The following is a 17893-nucleotide window of genomic DNA, read 5'->3' as shown; positions in this document are numbered from 1 at the left end:
CAAGGGGGGCGACGGGCGATGCACGGCCGATGGGTGGACGATCCGACACCACGGGGCAGTCGACGGGGACCGGCGGGGCGCCGGGTGAGGGCACATCCGACGGCATCGGGGTCGCCCCGGTGAGCGCGCCGGTCGACGCCCTCGGTGCGCTCCTCTCCCGCCGGTCGGCCGTGTACGGCCCCTCAGCCCTGTTCTGGCAGCTCCTGCTCGGCTTCGTCTGCGCCGGTTACGCCGTGGGTGCGGCCCTCGGCTGGGGATCGCGTCAACTGTCGCTCTTCATGGGGGACTTCGGCCTCAGTGCGGCCGCGCTGGTCGCCGCCGTCTCCTGCTTCCTCTACGCGCGCGCCGTCGGCAGCCGGTTCCGGCCGGCCTGGCTGCTGTTCTCGTTCTCCTCGCTCATGGCCGCCGGGGGCAACGCGGTCTGGGGCTGGTACGAGGTCGTGCTCGGGCGCGAGGTGCCCACCCCCTCACTGGCCGACGCCCTCTTCCTCTGCTTCGCGCCGCCCGCCATCGTCGGGCTGCTCGTCCTCGCCAAGCGCCCGGTCACCAGAGCCGGCTGGGTCTGTCTCGCGCTGGACGCCTGGCTGATCGGCGGCTCGCTCCTCACGCTCTCCTGGAGCCTCGCCCTCGCCCACACCGCCCACCTGGTGGACGCCGAGGGCGCGAGCGTGGCCCGGGCGGCGCTCTCGCTGGCCTACCCGTTGCTCGACATCGTGCTGGTCTCCATGGTGCTCGCACTGCACTTCCGGCGGGTCGGCGCCGACCGCTCCGCGGTGAACACCGCCGTGGCCGCGCTCGCCGTGACGGTCCTGTCCGACGCCCTGTTCACCTCGCCGCTGCTGCGCCAGAACTACCATTCCGGACAGCTGCTGGACGTGGGCTGGTTCGCCGGCTCCCTGCTCCTCGCGTACGCCCCCTGGGGCGCCAACAGGGCGGCGGACAACGCTGTCCCGCCGCGGGAGGAGCCGCAGTGTGCCAGCCGGCCCGTCGCGGGTTCGCTGGCCGCGCTGACGCCGTACCTCGCCGCCGCCGTCTGCACCCTCGGCATCCTCTACAACGTCATCGAGGGCCGCCGGGTGGACCGCGTGGTGGTCCTCACCGGCTGCGCGGTGGTGCTCGCCCTGGTGGTCCGGCAGGGCATCATGCTCGTCGACAACATCGCCCTCACTCAGGAACTGGCGCAGAAGGAGAACCACTTCCGCTCCCTGGTGCAGGGCTCCAGCGACGTCATCATGATCGCCGCCCCCACCGGCGTCCTGCGCTACGTCAGCCCCGCCGCCGCCGGGGTGTACGGGCGCGACGCCGACGAGCTGGTCGGGGCCGAGCTCTCCTCGATCATCCATCCGGACGACCTGGGGCGGGTGGTCCACGAAGTGCGCCGGTTCCTCGCCGCCCCGCCGGGCGAGGAACCCACCACCCGCATCGAGTGCCGCTTCCGCTCGGGCACGGGCGACTGGCTCAACGTCGAATCCACCGTCAACCGCCACCAGGGCGGCCTGATCCTCAACAGCCGCGACGTCACCGAACGGGTGCGGCTGCAGGCCCAGTTGCAGCACAACGCCGAGCACGACCCGCTCACCGACCTGCCCAACCGTGCCCTGTTCACCAAGCGGGTCCGCCAGGCCCTCGGCGGCCGGCGGGCCGGTGATCAGGGCACGGCCGTGCTCTTCATCGACCTCGACGGCTTCAAATCGGTCAACGACCGCCTAGGCCACCAGACGGGCGACGAACTCCTCGTCCAGGCCGCCCACCGCCTCCACGAGTCCGTCCGGTCCGGCGACACCGCGGCCCGGCTCGGCGGCGACGAGTTCGCGGCGATCATCCTCGGCGACGGCACCCGCGACCAGGCCGCCCGGGAGTGCCAGGTCCACGAGATCGCCGACCGGCTGCGCGTCACCCTCTCCCAGCCGTACCGGATCGGCGCCGGGGACGTCCGGGTCGCCGCCTCCATCGGGGTCGCCTTCGCCGAGCCCGGCATCAGCCCCAGCGACCTCATGCGCAACGCCGACCTCGCCATGTACCGAGCCAAGGCGGGCGGCAAGAACCGCGTCGAGCTGTACGCCCCGCAGATGCAGGCCGAGGTCGTGCGCCGCTCCGAGCTCTCGGCCCGGCTGCGCACCGCACTGCGCGACGGCGAGTTCGCCCTGCTCCACCAGCCCGTGGTGCACCTCGCCAGCGGCGCGGTCGCCGCCGTCGCCGCCCAGGCCCGCTGGCGCTCCGCCCAGGGCATCCTGTTCACCCCGGCCGAGTTCCTCCGCGTCGCCGAGGACAACGACCGCACCGCCGAGCTCGGCCGCTGGCTCCTGGAGGAGGCCGTCGCACAGGCCGCCGAGCGGGCGAGGGCGGGGCACCCGGCCCCCGTGGCCGTACGGCTCCCCGCCCGCAGGCTCCTCGACAAGGGACTCCCGTTCAGCTCCGTCGAGGCGCTGCTCACCCGGCACGGCCTGCCCTCCGGTGCCCTGATGATCGAAGTGGCCGACAGCGACCCCCGGATCTCCTTCGACGAACTGGAGCAACGTCTCGTGGCCCTGCGCCGCCTCGGTGTCCGCATCGCGCTCGACGGCTTCGGCAGCGGCTACGCCGCGATCAACGCCCTGCGCCGGCTCCCCATCGACGTACTGAAGCTCGACCGCGGTCTCGTCGAGGGCGTCGTGGAGTCCGCCCGGCTGCACAAGATCACCAGCGGCCTCCTGCGGATCGCCTGCGATCTCGGCATGCAGTCAGTGGCCGACGGGGTGGACATGCCGGAGCAGGTCCTCGCGCTGCGCGCCATGGGCTGCACGCACGGCCAGGGGATGGCCTTCTCCGGCCCGCTCGACGAGTACCGGCTGCGCCGCGCCCTGGCCCGCGGCGAGTTCCCGGTACCCGGCACCGGTGCCAGCACCGGAACCGGAAACGGAACCGGGAGACCGGTCCTGACCGGGGGATTCACCCGTTCGGGCGGATCACATGTTGAGACGACCGTCCCACCCACTTGACATCCTGAGTGCGTCGGAGAGAGGGTCATTGCCATGCGCACCCGAATTCTCGTACTTGGAAAGCGCGTCGGCTGAAGCAGAGTCCCTCGTTCGACACTCTGCAGGACCCCACCGACGCGCTCCCCTCGCTTGCCTCACGGCACGAGGGGTTTTTTGTTGCACTGACACCAGGCAAAACGTCTCAAAAAACCCGCAAGAACCCTCAGCTTCGAGAAGAGAATGCCGATGACCGAGCAGGCCACCGGGGCCCACCACCCCCAGCCGCGGGCCCGTAACGGCGGATCCCCCGCCGCCACCGTCGAGCACGTCACGGGCGCGCAGTCCCTCGTCCGCTCCCTGGAGGAAGTGGGCGCCGACACGGTATTCGGCATTCCCGGCGGCGCCATCCTCCCGGCGTACGACCCGATGATGGACTCCACCCGGGTCCGTCACGTCCTGGTCCGCCACGAGCAGGGCGCCGGGCACGCCGCCACCGGCTACGCCCAGGCGACCGGAAGGGTCGGCGTCTGCATGGCCACCTCGGGCCCCGGCGCCACCAACCTGGTCACGCCGATCGCCGACGCCCACATGGACTCCGTCCCGCTGGTCGCGATCACCGGTCAGGTCGCCTCCAGCGCCATCGGGACGGACGCCTTCCAGGAAGCCGACATCTGCGGCATCACGATGCCGGTCACCAAGCACAACTTCCTGGTCACCAAGGCCGAGGACATCCCGCACACGATCGCCGAGGCGTTCCACATCGCCTCCACCGGCCGTCCGGGCCCGGTCCTCGTCGACATCGCCAAGGACGCCCTCCAGGCACGGACCACGTTCAGCTGGCCGCCCACCCAGGACCTGCCCGGCTACCGCCCGGTCACCAAGCCGCACGCCAAGCAGATCCGCGAGGCCGCCAAGCTGATCGTCCAGGCCCGGCGCCCGGTGCTGTACGTCGGCGGCGGCGTCATCAAGGCGGGGGCCACCGCCGAGCTGAAGGTCCTCGCGGAGCTCACCGGAGCGCCCGTCACCACCACGCTGATGGCGCTCGGCGCATTCCCCGACAGCCACCCGCTGCACGTCGGAATGCCGGGCATGCACGGTGCGGTCACCGCCGTCACCGCGCTGCAGAAGTCCGACCTGATCGTCGCCGTCGGAGCCCGTTTCGACGACCGCGTCACCGGCAAGCTGGACAGCTTCGCCCCGTACGCCAAGATCGTCCACGCCGACATCGACCCGGCCGAGATCGGCAAGAACCGCGCCGCCGACGTCCCGATCGTGGGCGACGCCCGCGAGGTCCTGGCCGACCTGGTCCAGGCCGTCCAGGCCGAGCACACCGACGGCCACGTCGGCGAGGCCGCCCGAACGGGATATTCAGCCTGGTGGAAGGACCTCAACCGCTGGCGCGACACCTACCCGCTCGGCTACGACCTGCCCGAGGACGGCAGCCTCTCGCCGCAGCAGGTCATCCAGCGCATCGGCCAGCTCGCCCCCGAGGGCACGATCTTCGCGGCGGGCGTCGGCCAGCACCAGATGTGGGCCTCGCACTTCATCCAGTACGAGCGGCCCGCCACCTGGCTGAACTCCGGCGGAGCCGGAACGATGGGGTACGCGGTCCCGGCCGCGATGGGCGCCAAGGCCGGCATGCCGGACCGCACGGTCTGGGCGATCGACGGCGACGGCTGCTTCCAGATGACCAACCAGGAACTCACCACCTGCGCGCTCAACAACATCCCGATCAAGGTCGCGATCATCAACAACGGCGCGCTCGGGATGGTCCGCCAGTGGCAGACCCTGTTCTACAACCAGCGGTACTCCAACACCGTCCTGCACTCCGGCGCCGACACCGAGGGCGCCCCGGCGAAGGGCACCCGCGTCCCGGACTTCGTCAAGCTGTCCGAGGCCATGGGCTGCTACGCGATCCGCTGCGAGGACCCGGCCGACCTGGACAAGGTCATCGAAGAGGCCAACTCCATCAACGACCGCCCCGTCGTGATCGACTTCATCGTCCACGAGGACGCCATGGTGTGGCCGATGGTCGCCGCGGGCACCTCGAACGACGAGGTCATGGCCGCCCGCGGGGTCCGCCCCGACTTCGGCGACAACGAAGACGACTGAGAGACAGAGAGAGACCGACTCCATGTCCACCAAGCACACGCTCTCCGTCCTGGTCGAGAACAAGCCAGGTGTCCTCGCCCGGATCACCGCCCTGTTCTCCCGCCGCGGCTTCAACATCGACTCGCTCGCGGTCGGTACCACCGAACACCCCGACATCTCCCGCATCACCATCGTCGTGAGTGTCGAGGACCTGCCACTGGAGCAGGTGACCAAGCAGCTCAACAAGCTGGTCAACGTCCTGAAGATCGTCGAACTCGAGCCGTCCGCTGCGATCCAGCGCGAGCTCGTCCTGGTGAAGGTCCGCGCCGACAACGAGACCCGCTCCCAGATCGTCGAGATCGTCAAGCTGTTCCGGGCCAAGACCGTGGACGTCTCCCCCGAGGCCGTCACGATCGAGGCGACCGGCGGCGCCGACAAGCTGGAGGCCATGCTCAAGATGCTGGAGCAGTACGGCATCAAGGAGCTGGTCCAGTCGGGCACCATCGCCATAGGGCGCGGCGCGCGCTCGATCACCGACCGTTCGCTGCGCGCCCTGGACCGTACGGCGTAGGACCCTCCGCCGGACGGGTCCCGAACCCGCCGCCCGCATGGCAAGACCCCGAAACGTATTCGACGCACCCGCCGTACGGTGGGACGCAACACCTGCACACCAAGGAGAAACCCAGTGGCCGAGCTGTTCTACGACGCCGACGCCGACCTGTCCATCATCCAGGGCCGCAAGGTCGCGGTCATCGGCTACGGCAGCCAGGGCCACGCCCACGCGCTGTCGCTGCGCGACTCGGGTGTCGACGTCCGTGTCGGCCTGCACGAGGGCTCCAAGTCCAAGACCAAGGCCGAGGAGCAGGGCCTGCGCGTGGTGACCCCGGCCGAGGCCGCGGCCGAGGCCGACGTCATCATGATCCTGGTCCCGGACCCGATCCAGGCCCAGGTCTACGAGGAGTCCATCAAGGACAACCTCAAGGCGGGCGACGCGCTGTTCTTCGGCCACGGCCTGAACATCCGCTTCGACTTCATCAAGCCGCCGGCCGACGTCGACGTCTGCATGGTCGCCCCGAAGGGCCCGGGTCACCTGGTCCGCCGCCAGTACGAGGAGGGCCGCGGCGTCCCGTGCATCGTGGCCGTCGAGCAGGACGCCTCGGGCAACGGCCTGGCGCTCGCCCTGTCGTACGCCAAGGGCATCGGCGGCACCCGCGCCGGCGTCATCAAGACGACCTTCACCGAGGAGACCGAGACCGACCTGTTCGGCGAGCAGGCCGTCCTCTGCGGTGGCACCGCCGCTCTGGTCAAGGCCGGTTTCGAGACCCTGACCGAGGCCGGTTACCAGCCGGAGATCGCGTACTTCGAGTGCCTGCACGAGCTGAAGCTCATCGTGGACCTCATGTACGAGGGCGGCCTGGAGAAGATGCGCTGGTCCATCTCGGAGACCGCCGAGTGGGGCGACTACGTCACCGGCCCGCGGATCATCACCGACGCCACCAAGGCCGAGATGAAGAAGGTCCTCGCGGAGATCCAGGACGGCACCTTCGCCAAGAACTGGATGGACGAGTACCACGGCGGCCTGAAGAAGTACAACGAGTACAAGAAGGCCGACAGCGACCACCTCCTGGAGACCACGGGCCGCGAGCTGCGCAAGCTCATGAGCTGGGTCAACGACGAGGACGCGTGACACCGACGCCCCGGGGGCGGGCCCTGGCCCGCCCCCGGGGCGTTCCCGTCGCTCCACCGCCGGAAGAAGCGGCGCGCCGTACGTGTGTACAAGACGTCCACCCCCGTGTGGGTGATCCTTCCAACGGGGCGCAGTGCGGGTCCGGGCACATGACTACACTGCTCCACACATACACGCGTCAGGCCCACAGTGTCGTGCGTCTTCCACGCGGCAAGCCCCTCCACGCCTGCGGCCGTCGGGACGGCCGTCCGCACTGGAACTGTGAGGACCCACGTGAGCCCGAAACCTGTCGTACTCATCGCTGAAGAGCTGTCGCCCGCCACGGTCGACGCCCTGGGCCCGGACTTCGAGATCCGGCACTGCAACGGCGCGGACCGCGCCGAGCTCCTCCCGGCGATCGCCGACGTCGACGCCATCCTGGTCCGCTCGGCCACCAAGGTCGACGCCGAGGCCATCGCCGCCGCCGGGAAGCTGAAGGTCGTCGCCCGCGCGGGCGTCGGTCTGGACAACGTGGACGTCTCCGCCGCCACCAAGGCCGGCGTGATGGTCGTCAACGCCCCGACCTCCAACATCGTCACCGCCGCCGAGCTGGCCTGCGGTCTGCTGGTCGCCACCGCGCGCAACATCCCGCAGGCCAACACCGCCCTCAAGAACGGCGAGTGGAAGCGCTCGAAGTACACCGGCGTCGAGCTGAGCGAGAAGACCCTCGGCGTCGTCGGCCTCGGCCGGATCGGCGTCCTGGTCGCCCAGCGCATGTCGGCCTTCGGCATGAAGATCGTCGCGTACGACCCCTACGTGCAGCCCGCGCGGGCCGCGCAGATGGGCGTCAAGCTCCTCTCGCTCGACGAGCTGCTGGAGGTCGCCGACTTCATCACCGTGCACCTGCCCAAGACCCCCGAGACGATCGGCCTGATCGGCGACGAGGCGCTGCACAAGGTGAAGCCCTCGGTGCGCATCGTCAACGCCGCGCGCGGCGGCATCGTCGACGAGGCGGCACTCGCCTCCGCGCTCAAGGAGGGCCGCGTCGCGGGCGCCGGCCTCGACGTGTACGCGAAGGAGCCCTGCACGGACTCCCCGCTGTTCGCGTTCGACCAGGTCGTCTGCACCCCGCACCTCGGCGCCTCCACCGACGAGGCCCAGGAGAAGGCGGGCATCGCGGTCGCCAAGTCCGTGCGCCTGGCCCTCGCCGGCGAGCTCGTGCCGGACGCGGTCAACGTCCAGGGCGGTGTGATCGCCGAGGACGTGCGCCCGGGTCTGCCGCTCGCCGAGAAGCTCGGCCGGATCTTCACCGCGCTCGCGGGCGAGGTCGCGGTCCGCCTCGACGTCGAGGTGTACGGCGAGATCACCCAGCACGACGTCAAGGTGCTCGAACTCTCCGCGCTCAAGGGCGTGTTCGAGGACGTCGTCGACGAGACCGTGTCGTACGTGAACGCCCCGCTCTTCGCGCAGGAGCGCGGTGTCGAGGTCCGCCTCACCACCAGCTCCGAGTCGCCCGACCACCGCAACGTGGTCACCGTCCGCGGCACGCTCTCGGGCGGCGAGGAGGTCTCGGTCTCCGGCACGCTGGCCGGCCCCAAGCACCTCCAGAAGATCGTCGCCGTCGGCGAGTACGACGTGGACCTGGCGCTGGCCGACCACATGGTCGTGCTGCGCTACGAGGACCGCCCCGGCGTCGTCGGCACGGTCGGCCGGATCCTCGGCGAGGCCGGTCTGAACATCGCGGGCATGCAGGTCTCGCGGACGGGTGCGGGCGGCGAGGCGCTGGTCGTGCTCACCGTCGACGACGACGTCCCGGCCTCGGTGCTCGCCGAGATCTCCTCGGAGATCGGTGCCGCCTCGGCCCGCACGGTGAACCTGACCGACTGACCGGTCCCGACTCCAGCGCGTACCCGGAATTCAGACAACCGTCTTACACGGATGTCTGGGCGCCGGGTACGCTGCTGTCATGGGACACCGTGAGGATCTGCTCGAAGGCGCCAAGCGCTGCCTGCTGGAGAAGGGGTACGCACGGACGACGGCACGCGACATCGTGGCCGCCTCCGGCACGAACCTCGCCTCCATCGGCTACCACTACGGCTCCAAGGAGGCCCTGCTCAACCTCGCCTTCCTCAGGGTGACGGAGGAGTGGGGCGATGTGCTCACCGAGAAGCGGGACACGGACGGCGACGAGGCGTCCCGGCCGCCGCTCGACCAGTTCCGCGACACCTGGCAGCGGGTGATCGACAGCTTCGAGGAGACCCGGTCCGTCTGGCAGCTCCAGATGGAGGTCGTCTCCCGGATCGACCAGGACCCGGAGCTGCGGAAGGCCCTGCTGGGCCCGCAGCGCGAGGGCCGCGAGGGCCTTGCCGAGAACATGCTCGGCATCGACCCGGAGAAGGACCCGGAGAAGGCGCGGGTGGCCGGGCTGTTCTGCCAGGCGCTGCTCGCGGGCGTGATGGTGCAGTGGCTGATGGACAGCGAATCCGCGCCGTCCGCACAGGATCTGACGGACGGTCTGAAGGCGGTGCTGGAGGGGCGGGAGTCCTGACGGCGCCGGGGGCGAAGGCGCCCCGGTTCGGTGGACGGCGGAACCGTGTCGCGGTTCCGGGCGACGGAGGGGGAGCAGGGCGTGAACGTTGGAGCGCGGGGCCTTCGGGCCTCCCGGCCGGAGCGGGTCGAGGGACGCGGGGGCGGGAGGTGCCTCGCGTCCGCCGGGCACCGGCCGCCGATGCCGGTGCGGCCCGCGGAGCCGCTTCCCGGAGCGACGGCCCCGACGCGCCGGACCGCTCCGTGAGCGCCCGTGCCGGGGAGACCTTCGCCGTCGCCCGCGCGCTGGCCGACGTCCGGGAGCTGCTGGCCGGCCCGGTGCCGGAGACCGGTCCCGTCACGGCCGGGGGTGAGCCGGACACGGGGGAGTGGACCACCACCACCGGCCCGGGATTCCGCGTCGTCCCGCTCTGGGAGGGCGACTCGCTGACCGGCGTGTACGAATCCGAGTGGAACGAGGCCGTGGACGCGTCCGAGGCCCATCTCGCCGATCTGGCGGCGGAGTTGGACCGGGAGTGGGGCCCGCACCACGTGGTGCCCCTGCACGTGCCGATGCTGCGCCACCAGCGGGGCATCCCGGTCGAGCCGCTGTTCGAGGCGCTGTTCTCCGAGGACCTCTACGGGGACCTGGCGGTCTGGGGCCCGGTCGCCGGCACCGGCCGCTGGGTCGCGCTGAGCGTGGGCCACAGCGACGGGGACGCGCCGCTGGTGCTGGCCGCGCTCGTCAGCCTCCGTCCCGTCACCGCCCCGGACACCGACGACTGGTGACCGCGACCGGCCGATGACCGCGGTCGGCCGGGCGCCGTGCTTCAGGAGGACGGCGGGGCCGCCGGGCCCTGCACGGTCCGGAGGCGTGCGGTCTTGAGCGCCATGTGGAGCAGCAGCCGGTCCTCGCCGTCGTTCAGGTCGAGTCCGGTGAGCTGCTGGATGCGGGAGAGCCGGTAGTACAGCGTCTGACGGTGGACGCCCAGCTCGGCGGCGGTCCGGGAGGCCTGGCCCGCGCAGTCGAGGAACACCTCGGCGGTGTGCGCCAGCTCCTTGTGCGACGGGGTGAGCAGGGAGCGGACGGCGAAGTCCGCGGCGGCCCCCGCCGGGAGCGTGGTCAGCAGCCGGTACGGGCCGATCGCGGGCCATCCGGCGATCGGGCCGAAGCGGGACTCGGCCGCCGCGGCGCGGGCCGCGCCCGCCGCCTCGTGCCAGGCCGCGGCCAGGTCCACGAGGCCCCGGCGGGGGGCGGAGAACCCGGCGGTGGCGTCCCGGCCGACGGTGGACCGCAGCCGCTCCGCGGCGGTCAGGGCCGGGGCGAGGACCTCGGCCGAGCGCAGCCGGACCAGCGCGGCCAGCGCCGGGAGCCCGGCGTCGGGGAGCGGGACGGAGACCAGTGCCGCCGCCGAGGGCACCGTACGGACCGACGGCGGGTCGTCCGGCCACGGCGTCACGCACACCACCGCGTGCAGCCCCTCCGCGTCCGGCCCCAGCGCCTCGTGCAGCGCGGCCACCGCCATGTCGCGCTGCCAGCCCCGCCCCGCGGTCAGCACCGCGCCGAACTCGCGGGACGGGTCCGAGCCCGCCCGCGCCTCGGCGGCGAGCAGCGCCCCGATCCGGGCCGCCACCTCCATCGCCGCCCTCAGCTGCTCGTCGGTCGGCCCCGGCTCGGCGTCGAGCAGCCACACGTAGCCGAGCACGGCACTCCGATGGCGTACCGGAAGACAGAGCCGGTCCCGGAAGACCCCGGCCTCCGGGGCGGCCGGGATGCGGACCGGACCGGTGGCGCGCGTGATGCCGAAACCCTCGAACCAGGCGCGGACCGCGGGGGTCGAGCGGCGGGTCAGGATCGAGCGGGTGCGGACCGGATCCATCGCGCTGTCGTCGTCGCTGTCGTGCGCGCCGAAGGCGACCAGCGCGAAATCCCGGTCCTCCAGCGTCGCCGGAGCGCCGAGCAGCCCGGAGATCTCGTCCACCAGCTCCTGGTAATCGCCCTTCACCCGGCCATTCTCGCACCCCTTCAGACAAATGTCTGAGAACCGGGGAACGGATGCGTGACAGCTGTCGATGGCACACGATCGGGGAGATCCTTAGATTTCACGGTGGTTCTCCGTGCTGTACCGATCTGTTCCCCCTGTACCGGTATGGCCTTCGTTCGTACTTTCCGTGGAGGTGCCCCGTGCTGGGTCCCGTGATTCTCGCCGCGTCCCGCAGCGACAAGATGCGCCGTTTCATCTCGGCGGCACCTGGCACCAAGCAGGTCGTCGACCGGTTCATCGCCGGTGAGACCGTCGACCAGGTCGTCCCGATCATCGAGGACGCCGCCGCCAAGGGCCTCGAGGTCACCCTCGACGTGGTGGGCGAGGACATCACCACCCGCGAGCAGGCCGCCGCCGCCCGGGACGCCTACCTGGAGCTGATCGAGCACCTCAAGGACCTGGGCCTGGGCGCCAGGGCCGAGATGTCCGTCAAGCTCTCCATGTTCGGCCAGTCGCTGGAGGGCGGGCACGAGCTGGCGCTCGCCAACGTCCGCCCGGTCGTCGAGGCCGCCGCCGCGATCGGCACCACGGTCACCCTGGACGCCGAGGACCACACCACCCTCGACTCGATGTTCGCCATCCACGAGGAGCTGCGGAAGGACTTCCCGCAGACCGGCTGTGTGATCCAGGCCTACCTGTTCCGCACCGAGGAGGACGCCCGCCGCCTGGCCGCCGCCGGCAGCCGCGTCCGCATCGTGAAGGGCGCCTACAAGGAGCCCGCCTCCGTCGCGTACCAGGACAAGGCCGAGATCGACAAGGCGTACGTCCGCATCCTCAAGACCCTGATGGAGGGCGAGGGCTACCCGATGATCGGGTCCCACGACCCGCGTCTGATCGCCATCGCCCAGGAGCTGGGACGCAAGGCAGGGCGCAAACTGGACGAGTACGAGTTCCAGATGCTGTACGGCATCCGCAGCGACGAGCACCTCCGGCTCGCGGCCGAGGGCCACCGGATGCGGGTCTACACCGCGTACGGCACCGACTGGTACGGCTACTTCATGCGCCGTCTCGCGGAGAAGCCGGCGAACCTGATGTTCTTCGGCCGTTCCATCCTCACCAAGGGCTGAACCGGCCCCAGGCCGCCCCCATCCCCGCCGACACCAAGGAGACAAGGCACTCATGGACGCTGTGACCCAGGTTCCCGCGCCGGTCAACGAGCCGGTCCACTCCTACGCCCCGGGCAGCCCGGAGCGCGCTCGCCTGGAGGCGAAGCTCAAGGAGCTCGCAGAGAACCCCATCGACCTCCCGATGACCATCGGTGGCGAGAAGCGGATGGGTGGCGGCGAGCGCTTCGACGTCGTGCAGCCGCACAACCACAAGGCCGTCATCGGCACCTTCGCGGGCGCCACGCAGCAGGACGCGCAGGATGCGATCGACGCCGCGCTGGCCGCCGCCCCGGCGTGGCGCGCGATGTCCTTCGACGACCGCGCCGCGATCATCCTGCGCGCCGCCGAGCTGCTGGCCGGCCCGTGGCGCGAGACGATGGCCGCCTCCACGATGCTCGGCCAGTCCAAGACCGCCCAGCAGGCCGAGATCGACACCCCCTGCGAGCTCGTCGACTTCTGGCGCTTCAACGTGCACTACGCGCGCCAGATCCTGGCCGAGCAGCCCCCGGCCAACGCGCCGGGCGTGTGGAACCGCATGGACCACCGCCCGCTGGAGGGCTTCGTCTACGCGATCACGCCGTTCAACTTCACGGCCATCGCGGGCAACCTGCCCACCGCCCCCGCCCTCATGGGCAACGTCGTGGTGTGGAAGCCGTCCCCGACGCAGACCCACGCCGCCGTGCTGCTGATGCAGCTCCTGGAGGAGGCCGGCCTGCCCAAGGGCGTCATCAACCTGGTGACCGGCGACGGCATCGCCGTCTCCGAGGTGGCCCTGAACCACCGCGACCTGGCCGGCATCCACTTCACCGGCTCGACCCCCACCTTCCAGCACCTGTGGAGGACGGTCGGCAACAACATCGCCAACTACCGCACCTACCCGCGGCTCGTCGGCGAGACCGGCGGCAAGGACTTCGTCGTCGCCCACCCGTCGGCCGACCACGCCGTCCTGAAGACCGCGCTGACCCGTGGCTCCTTCGAGTTCCAGGGCCAGAAGTGTTCGGCCTCCTCCCGCGCGTACATCCCGGCCTCCATCTGGAACTCCGGTTTCAAGGAGAAGTTCGCCGCCGAGGTCGACGGCATCACCATGGGTGACGTCACCGACCTGTCGAACTTCATCGGCGCCGTCATCGACGACCGCTCCTTCGCCAAGAACAAGGCCGCGATCGACCGAGCCGCGTCGGACCCGTCCTGCACGATCATCGCGGGCGGCACGTACGACGACTCGGTGGGCTACTTCGTCCGCCCGACCGTCATCGAGTGCACCGACCCGGCCAACGAGGTCTTCACGACCGAGTACTTCGGCCCGATCCTCGCCGTGCACGTCTACGAGGACGACAAGTACGACGAGATGCTGGAGCAGATGGAGTCGGTCTCCGACTACGCGCTGACCGGTTCCGTCATCGCGAACGACCGCGCCGCGGCCGCGTACACGATGGAGAAGCTGCGGTACGCCGCGGGCAACTTCTACATCAACGACAAGTCGACCGGTGCCGTCGTCGGCCAGCAGCCCTTCGGCGGCGGCCGTGCCTCGGGCACGAACGACAAGGCGGGTGCCCCGCAGAACCTCCAGCGCTGGACGCTGACCCGGGCCATCAAGGAGACGCTGGTCCCGCCGACCGACTACACCTACCCCCACCAGGGCTGAGAGGGCGGCGGGCAGCCTCGGAGCGGGCGGCCAGGTCCTGGCACGCACGCTTCCGGCGTTGTCGTCGGTCGATGACGCTCCGCGTCGCCTCCCTCCTCCGCCTTGGAATCGTACGCACCAGGCCGCGTCCGCTGTCCGCTCCGAGGCCGCCCGCCACCCTCACCCCCCGGGGCGCCGCCACCCCCGGCGCCCCGCCGTGAACTCCGCCTCCCGACCGGTTCCCCTGCCGGCCGGGAGGCGGTTTCCATTTCCGGGCCCGTCCGGGGCCTTCCGGGCTCAGATCTCCACGAGCACCTGGTCCAGCGACTTGCGCACCAGGTCCGGCACCTGGCAGTCCTCGGCCGGATACCCGACCGGGATCACCGCGAACGCCTTCTCGTTCTCCGGGCGCCCGAGCACCTCGCGCAGGAACCGCATCGGACTCGGGGTGTGGACCAGCGCGGCCAGGCCCGACAGGTGCAGGGCCGACAGCAGCATCCCGACGGCGATCCCGACCGATTCGTCGACGTAGTAGTGCTTGTGCTTCGTGCCGTCCTCGCCCACCCAGTACCTCTGCTGGAACACCACGACCAGGGCCGGGGCGTCCGTCATGTGGGCCTTGACGGCATCCGTGCCCAGCGGGCGCAGCGCCGCCAGCCACTCATCGCCGAGCCGCCCGTCGTAGCTGATCCGCTCCTCGTGCTCGGCCGCCTCCCTGATGCGCCGCCGCACCTCGGGGTCCTTGACCAGGACGAAGGTCCACGGCTGCTGGTGCGCCCCGGACGGGGCGGTCGCGGCGCAGGCGATCGCGTCCCGGACGACCTGCTCGGGCACGGGATCGGACGAGAACCGGCGTACGGTCCTGCGTCCGTCCATCCGCCGGCGCAGACGGGCGGCGCGTGCGAGCGACTCGTCGGCCGCGATCCGCTCGGGGCGGTAGGGGACCGGTCGGTAGGGCTCGCCGTGGACGGGCGTCCACCGCGGGGGCACGGGTGCGGGTGTGGCTGTGGTGTCGGACATGCGGGCAGTGTGACGGGCGGGGGCAGGTCCGGACCAGGGTGTCGCCGGACAGAACCGGTGCGCCCGTCGGTCAGTGTCCGCTCAGCCCCAGCCCGCGACGATCAGCGAGAGCCCCGCCGTGAAGCCGCCGCCCAGCAGGACCAGGTAGCGGCCGTAGTGGCGGCGGTGGCGGCGCATCAGCAGGCCGAGGGCCGCGAAACCGAGGCCGACCGTCAGGGTCCGGGAGCCGCGGGCCTTCGCCGACGCGGCGAGCCAGTCGGCCGCCGGCACCCCGGCGCGCCCCGCCTCCGCCCCGTACACCTTGAACGGAATGCCGTTCCACGGCTGGTGGCGCACCGCGGACGCGCTCTCCAGGGCGAGTTCGTGACGCACCTCGGCCCGCATCCGGTCCGTGGTCAGCGGCGCGGGCAACCGCACACCGGCCGAGGCCAGCTGGAGGGCGATCAGGCCACCGGCCAGGCTCCCGGCCAGGGCGCCCAGCGACAGCCGCAGCGCCGCCCCCGGCACCGCCACGCAGACCGCGCCCAGCAGCAGCTCCGGCATCAGCGGCCAGCTCAGCGCCTCCGCCAGCGCCCACAGGAACGCCAGCGGGACGCCCCACCGCGAGGCGGCGACCGCCGCCACCCGGCGCCGCGTCGCGGAGTCCCGCAGCGGTTCGGCGACCGTACGCCGGTGCAGCGCCACCACCGCGTCGCGGGCCTCCCGCGGACCGGCCGCCGGCGGCAGCGGGTCGCCGATCGACACCCGCACCAGCGCCGAGCGCAGCCTGCCGTGCTTCGGCAGCAGCCGGTCCGTGCCCGCGATCCCCACCGGCACCACCGGGACGCCCGCCTGCTCGGCCAGCACCAGCGCGCCCCGGTGGAAGGAGCCCAGCTCGCCGTCCCGGCCCCGGGTGCCCTCCGGGAACAGGACGACCGCCCGGCCCGCCCGGAGCTCGTCCGCCATGGTCAGCAGGTCGTCCATGCCGCCGCCGCTGCGCCGGACCGGGAACCCGGCGGCCAGCCTGCGGCAGATCCGGCGCCGCCACGGCGAGGCGAACCAGTAGTCCGCCGCGGCCCCGATCGCCGGGGTGTGCCGGGCGTCGAGCGCGGCGAGGAGTGCCGCCGTGTCGGCGTGCGAGGAGTGGTTGGCGACGACGACACAGCCGCCGCGGGGCAGCCGGCCGCGCCGCTCCACCCCGCCGGTGAGGCTGAGCACGCCCCACCACAGGCCGCGCCGGAGCGCGGCGGAGAACCGGGAACGGACGGGCAGTGCGATCCGGTCGCGGACGCGGGGAAGGGTGGAGCTCATGTCATCACCATCGCCAGGAGGAGAGCCACCAGCAGGGAGTCGATCCGGTCGAGGAGGCCGCCGAAACCGGGCAGCCAGTCGCCCGCGTCCTTCACCCCCGACTCGCGCTTGACCATCGATTCGAGCAGGTCGCCGAGGACGCAGCCGCCGAGCACCGCGGCCCACAGCGGGAACGTGAACGCGCCGAGCACGAGCAGCGGCAGGGCCGTGGCCACCGCCGCGCCGAGCACCCCCGCCCAGGTCTTGTTGGGGGACAGCGGCGAGAGCGGCCGCGCGAGCGGACCCCGGCGGCCCAGCGCCGTGCCGCCGCACCAGGCGCCGACGTCGCCGAGCGCCACCGCGAGCCCCACCGCGACACCGGTCTCGCCGAGCGTCACCAGACCGGTCAGGGCGACCGGGATCCACAGCACTCCGAAGGCGGTGCGGGCGGTGCGGGTGAAGCCGGTCCGGTCGTCCCCGGCCAGCACCGGGGGAAGCGCGGCCGCGACCAGCAGCAGCGCCGCCGCCCGCACGTCGAGGACCTCCGGCACCAGCCACGCCAGCGCGGGAAGCACCACCGAGGCCGCCACCAGCACCGCGAGGTCGCCGCGCCGCAGCCCCGCCATCCGGGCGAACTCGCCCGCAGCGACCACGCCGAGCCCCGCGGCCAGCACGAACGTGCCGCCGCCGCCCAGGAAGTACGCCCCCAGGAAGACCGGGGCCACCAGCGCCCAGGTGCGCCACCGCCTGCGCAGCTCGGCCCGCATCCGGACCCTCGACGGCAGTACGGCGACGGCGACACCGCCCGCCCCCAGCACCCCCGCGACCAGCGGCACGGCCCGCGCAGCCGCCTCCTCGGCGATCAGTACGGCGCTCATGCCAGTTCCCGCCACAGGCCGGCCAGCCGGAGCGCCGCGGTCAGCAGCGAACCGGCGGCGATCACGATCAGGACGGGCACGGCCCAGCCGCTCGCCGCGGCGACCACCACCAGCAGACAGCGCTCGGTCTTGCCGACCGGGCCTCCGTTGCGCCGGGGCGCGCCCGCCGCGGCACCGGCCAGCGACACCCAGGACGGCAGCGTCGCCGCGAGCCCGGCCACCGCCACCAGCCACAGCGGGGCGAGCGTCAGGAACCCGGCCAGCACGACCAGGTCCGCCACCCGGTCGCCGAGCTCGTTGAGCACCGCGCCGCGCCTGGTGGTCCGGCCCGTGTCGCGGGCCAGCGCGCCGTCCAGGTTGGCGAAGGCGAGCCGGGCCGCGAGCAGCGCGGCGACCGGCAGGGCCGCTGGACCGGCGGGCAGCCAGGCCAGCGCGGCGGCGGCACCGGCGGCCGAGACCACCCCGGCCGCGGTGAGGGTGTCGGGCGACACCTCACGACGGGCCAGCGAGGCGCGGACACCGGAGAGCCGGTCCGCGTACCAGGGCTTGAGAGCGTAGAGGCCGTTCATGGCTTCAACTCTCGGACCAAGCACAATCGTTCGACACGTGGTGAGTACTCAAATACGACTGAGTACCCGGGAGCGTGCGCCCGGGTATTCGGGCGAGGGGTGTGACCCTCCTCGCACGGGCGCCCCGATCGACCGCCTCACC

General features: G+C 72.0%; 14 protein-coding genes. 9 read left to right on the top strand and 5 right to left on the bottom strand.

Going from position 1 to position 17893, the window contains the following annotated elements; translation table 11 throughout:
- Positions 1–119 precede the first annotated feature (119 nt).
- From ABZZ04_RS24215 to ABZZ04_RS24185, 7 genes are all read left to right on the top strand, one after another.
- Entirely contained in the window at positions 120–2978 is a 2859-nt protein-coding gene (locus ABZZ04_RS24215) for an EAL domain-containing protein (RefSeq protein ID WP_356934336.1), read from the top strand.
- A gap of 219 nt (positions 2979–3197) precedes the next feature.
- Entirely contained in the window at positions 3198–5069 is a 1872-nt protein-coding gene (locus ABZZ04_RS24210) for an acetolactate synthase large subunit (protein WP_356934286.1), read from the top strand.
- Positions 5070–5091: 22 nt separating this feature from the next.
- Entirely contained in the window at positions 5092–5619 is a 528-nt protein-coding gene (ilvN, locus tag ABZZ04_RS24205) for an acetolactate synthase small subunit (protein ID WP_148839397.1), read from the top strand.
- Between the two features lie 114 nt (positions 5620–5733).
- Positions 5734–6735, top strand: a complete 1002-nt coding sequence (ilvC, locus tag ABZZ04_RS24200; protein WP_356934285.1) for a ketol-acid reductoisomerase — start codon at positions 5734–5736, stop codon at positions 6733–6735.
- A 273-nt stretch (positions 6736–7008) separates the two neighbouring features.
- Complete coding sequence (gene serA, locus ABZZ04_RS24195; protein ID WP_356934284.1) at positions 7009–8601, top strand: phosphoglycerate dehydrogenase; 1593 nt, start codon at positions 7009–7011, stop codon at positions 8599–8601.
- 79 nt (positions 8602–8680) lie between these two features.
- On the top strand, positions 8681–9262 hold the full coding sequence (locus tag ABZZ04_RS24190) for a TetR/AcrR family transcriptional regulator (RefSeq protein WP_356934283.1): 582 nt from the start codon (positions 8681–8683) through the stop codon (positions 9260–9262).
- Positions 9263–9504: 242 nt separating this feature from the next.
- Positions 9505–10029 carry a hypothetical protein gene (locus tag ABZZ04_RS24185; RefSeq protein WP_356934282.1) on the top strand — a complete coding sequence of 175 codons (525 nt, stop codon included), beginning with the start codon at positions 9505–9507 and terminating at the stop codon, positions 10027–10029.
- Positions 10030–10070: 41 nt separating this feature from the next.
- Here ABZZ04_RS24185 and ABZZ04_RS24180 read toward each other — a convergent pair whose 3' ends face one another.
- On the bottom strand, positions 10071–11246 hold the full coding sequence (locus ABZZ04_RS24180) for a helix-turn-helix domain-containing protein (protein WP_356934281.1): 1176 nt from the start codon (positions 11244–11246) through the stop codon (positions 10071–10073).
- Between the two features lie 179 nt (positions 11247–11425).
- On the opposite strand from ABZZ04_RS24180, the gene ABZZ04_RS24175 reads away from it, so the two are divergent.
- The gene (locus ABZZ04_RS24175; protein ID WP_356934280.1) at positions 11426–12352 is read left to right on the top strand and encodes a proline dehydrogenase family protein; all 927 of its coding nucleotides are present in this window, start codon (positions 11426–11428) and stop codon (positions 12350–12352) included.
- 52 nt (positions 12353–12404) lie between these two features.
- Entirely contained in the window at positions 12405–14036 is a 1632-nt protein-coding gene (gene pruA, locus ABZZ04_RS24170; RefSeq protein ID WP_356934279.1) for an L-glutamate gamma-semialdehyde dehydrogenase, read from the top strand.
- A 276-nt stretch (positions 14037–14312) separates the two neighbouring features.
- Here the strand turns inward: pruA and ABZZ04_RS24165 are convergent, their stop codons facing one another.
- The 4 genes from ABZZ04_RS24165 to ABZZ04_RS24150 form a co-directional block, all read right to left on the bottom strand.
- A complete protein-coding gene (locus ABZZ04_RS24165) occupies positions 14313–15035 on the bottom strand; it encodes a nitroreductase family protein (RefSeq protein ID WP_356934278.1) in 723 nt (240 codons plus the stop codon).
- A gap of 81 nt (positions 15036–15116) precedes the next feature.
- Complete coding sequence (locus ABZZ04_RS24160; protein ID WP_356934277.1) at positions 15117–16325, bottom strand: lysophospholipid acyltransferase family protein; 1209 nt, start codon at positions 16323–16325, stop codon at positions 15117–15119.
- Positions 16322–17182, bottom strand: a complete 861-nt coding sequence (locus ABZZ04_RS24155; RefSeq protein WP_356934276.1) for a phosphatidate cytidylyltransferase — start codon at positions 17180–17182, stop codon at positions 16322–16324. The genes ABZZ04_RS24160 and ABZZ04_RS24155 overlap by 4 nt, the downstream gene beginning before the upstream one ends.
- Entirely contained in the window at positions 17179–17751 is a 573-nt protein-coding gene (locus ABZZ04_RS24150; RefSeq protein WP_356934275.1) for a CDP-alcohol phosphatidyltransferase family protein, read from the bottom strand. Before ABZZ04_RS24150 ends, ABZZ04_RS24155 begins: the two co-directional genes overlap by 4 nt.
- Between the last annotated feature and the right edge of the window lie 142 nt (positions 17752–17893).

The organism is Streptomyces sp. NPDC006435, assembly GCF_040612315.1.
Taxonomy (GTDB): domain Bacteria; phylum Actinomycetota; class Actinomycetes; order Streptomycetales; family Streptomycetaceae; genus Streptomyces.
The sequence above is the reverse complement of the archived record's forward strand: the minus strand, read 5'-3'. Positions and strand labels throughout refer to the sequence as shown.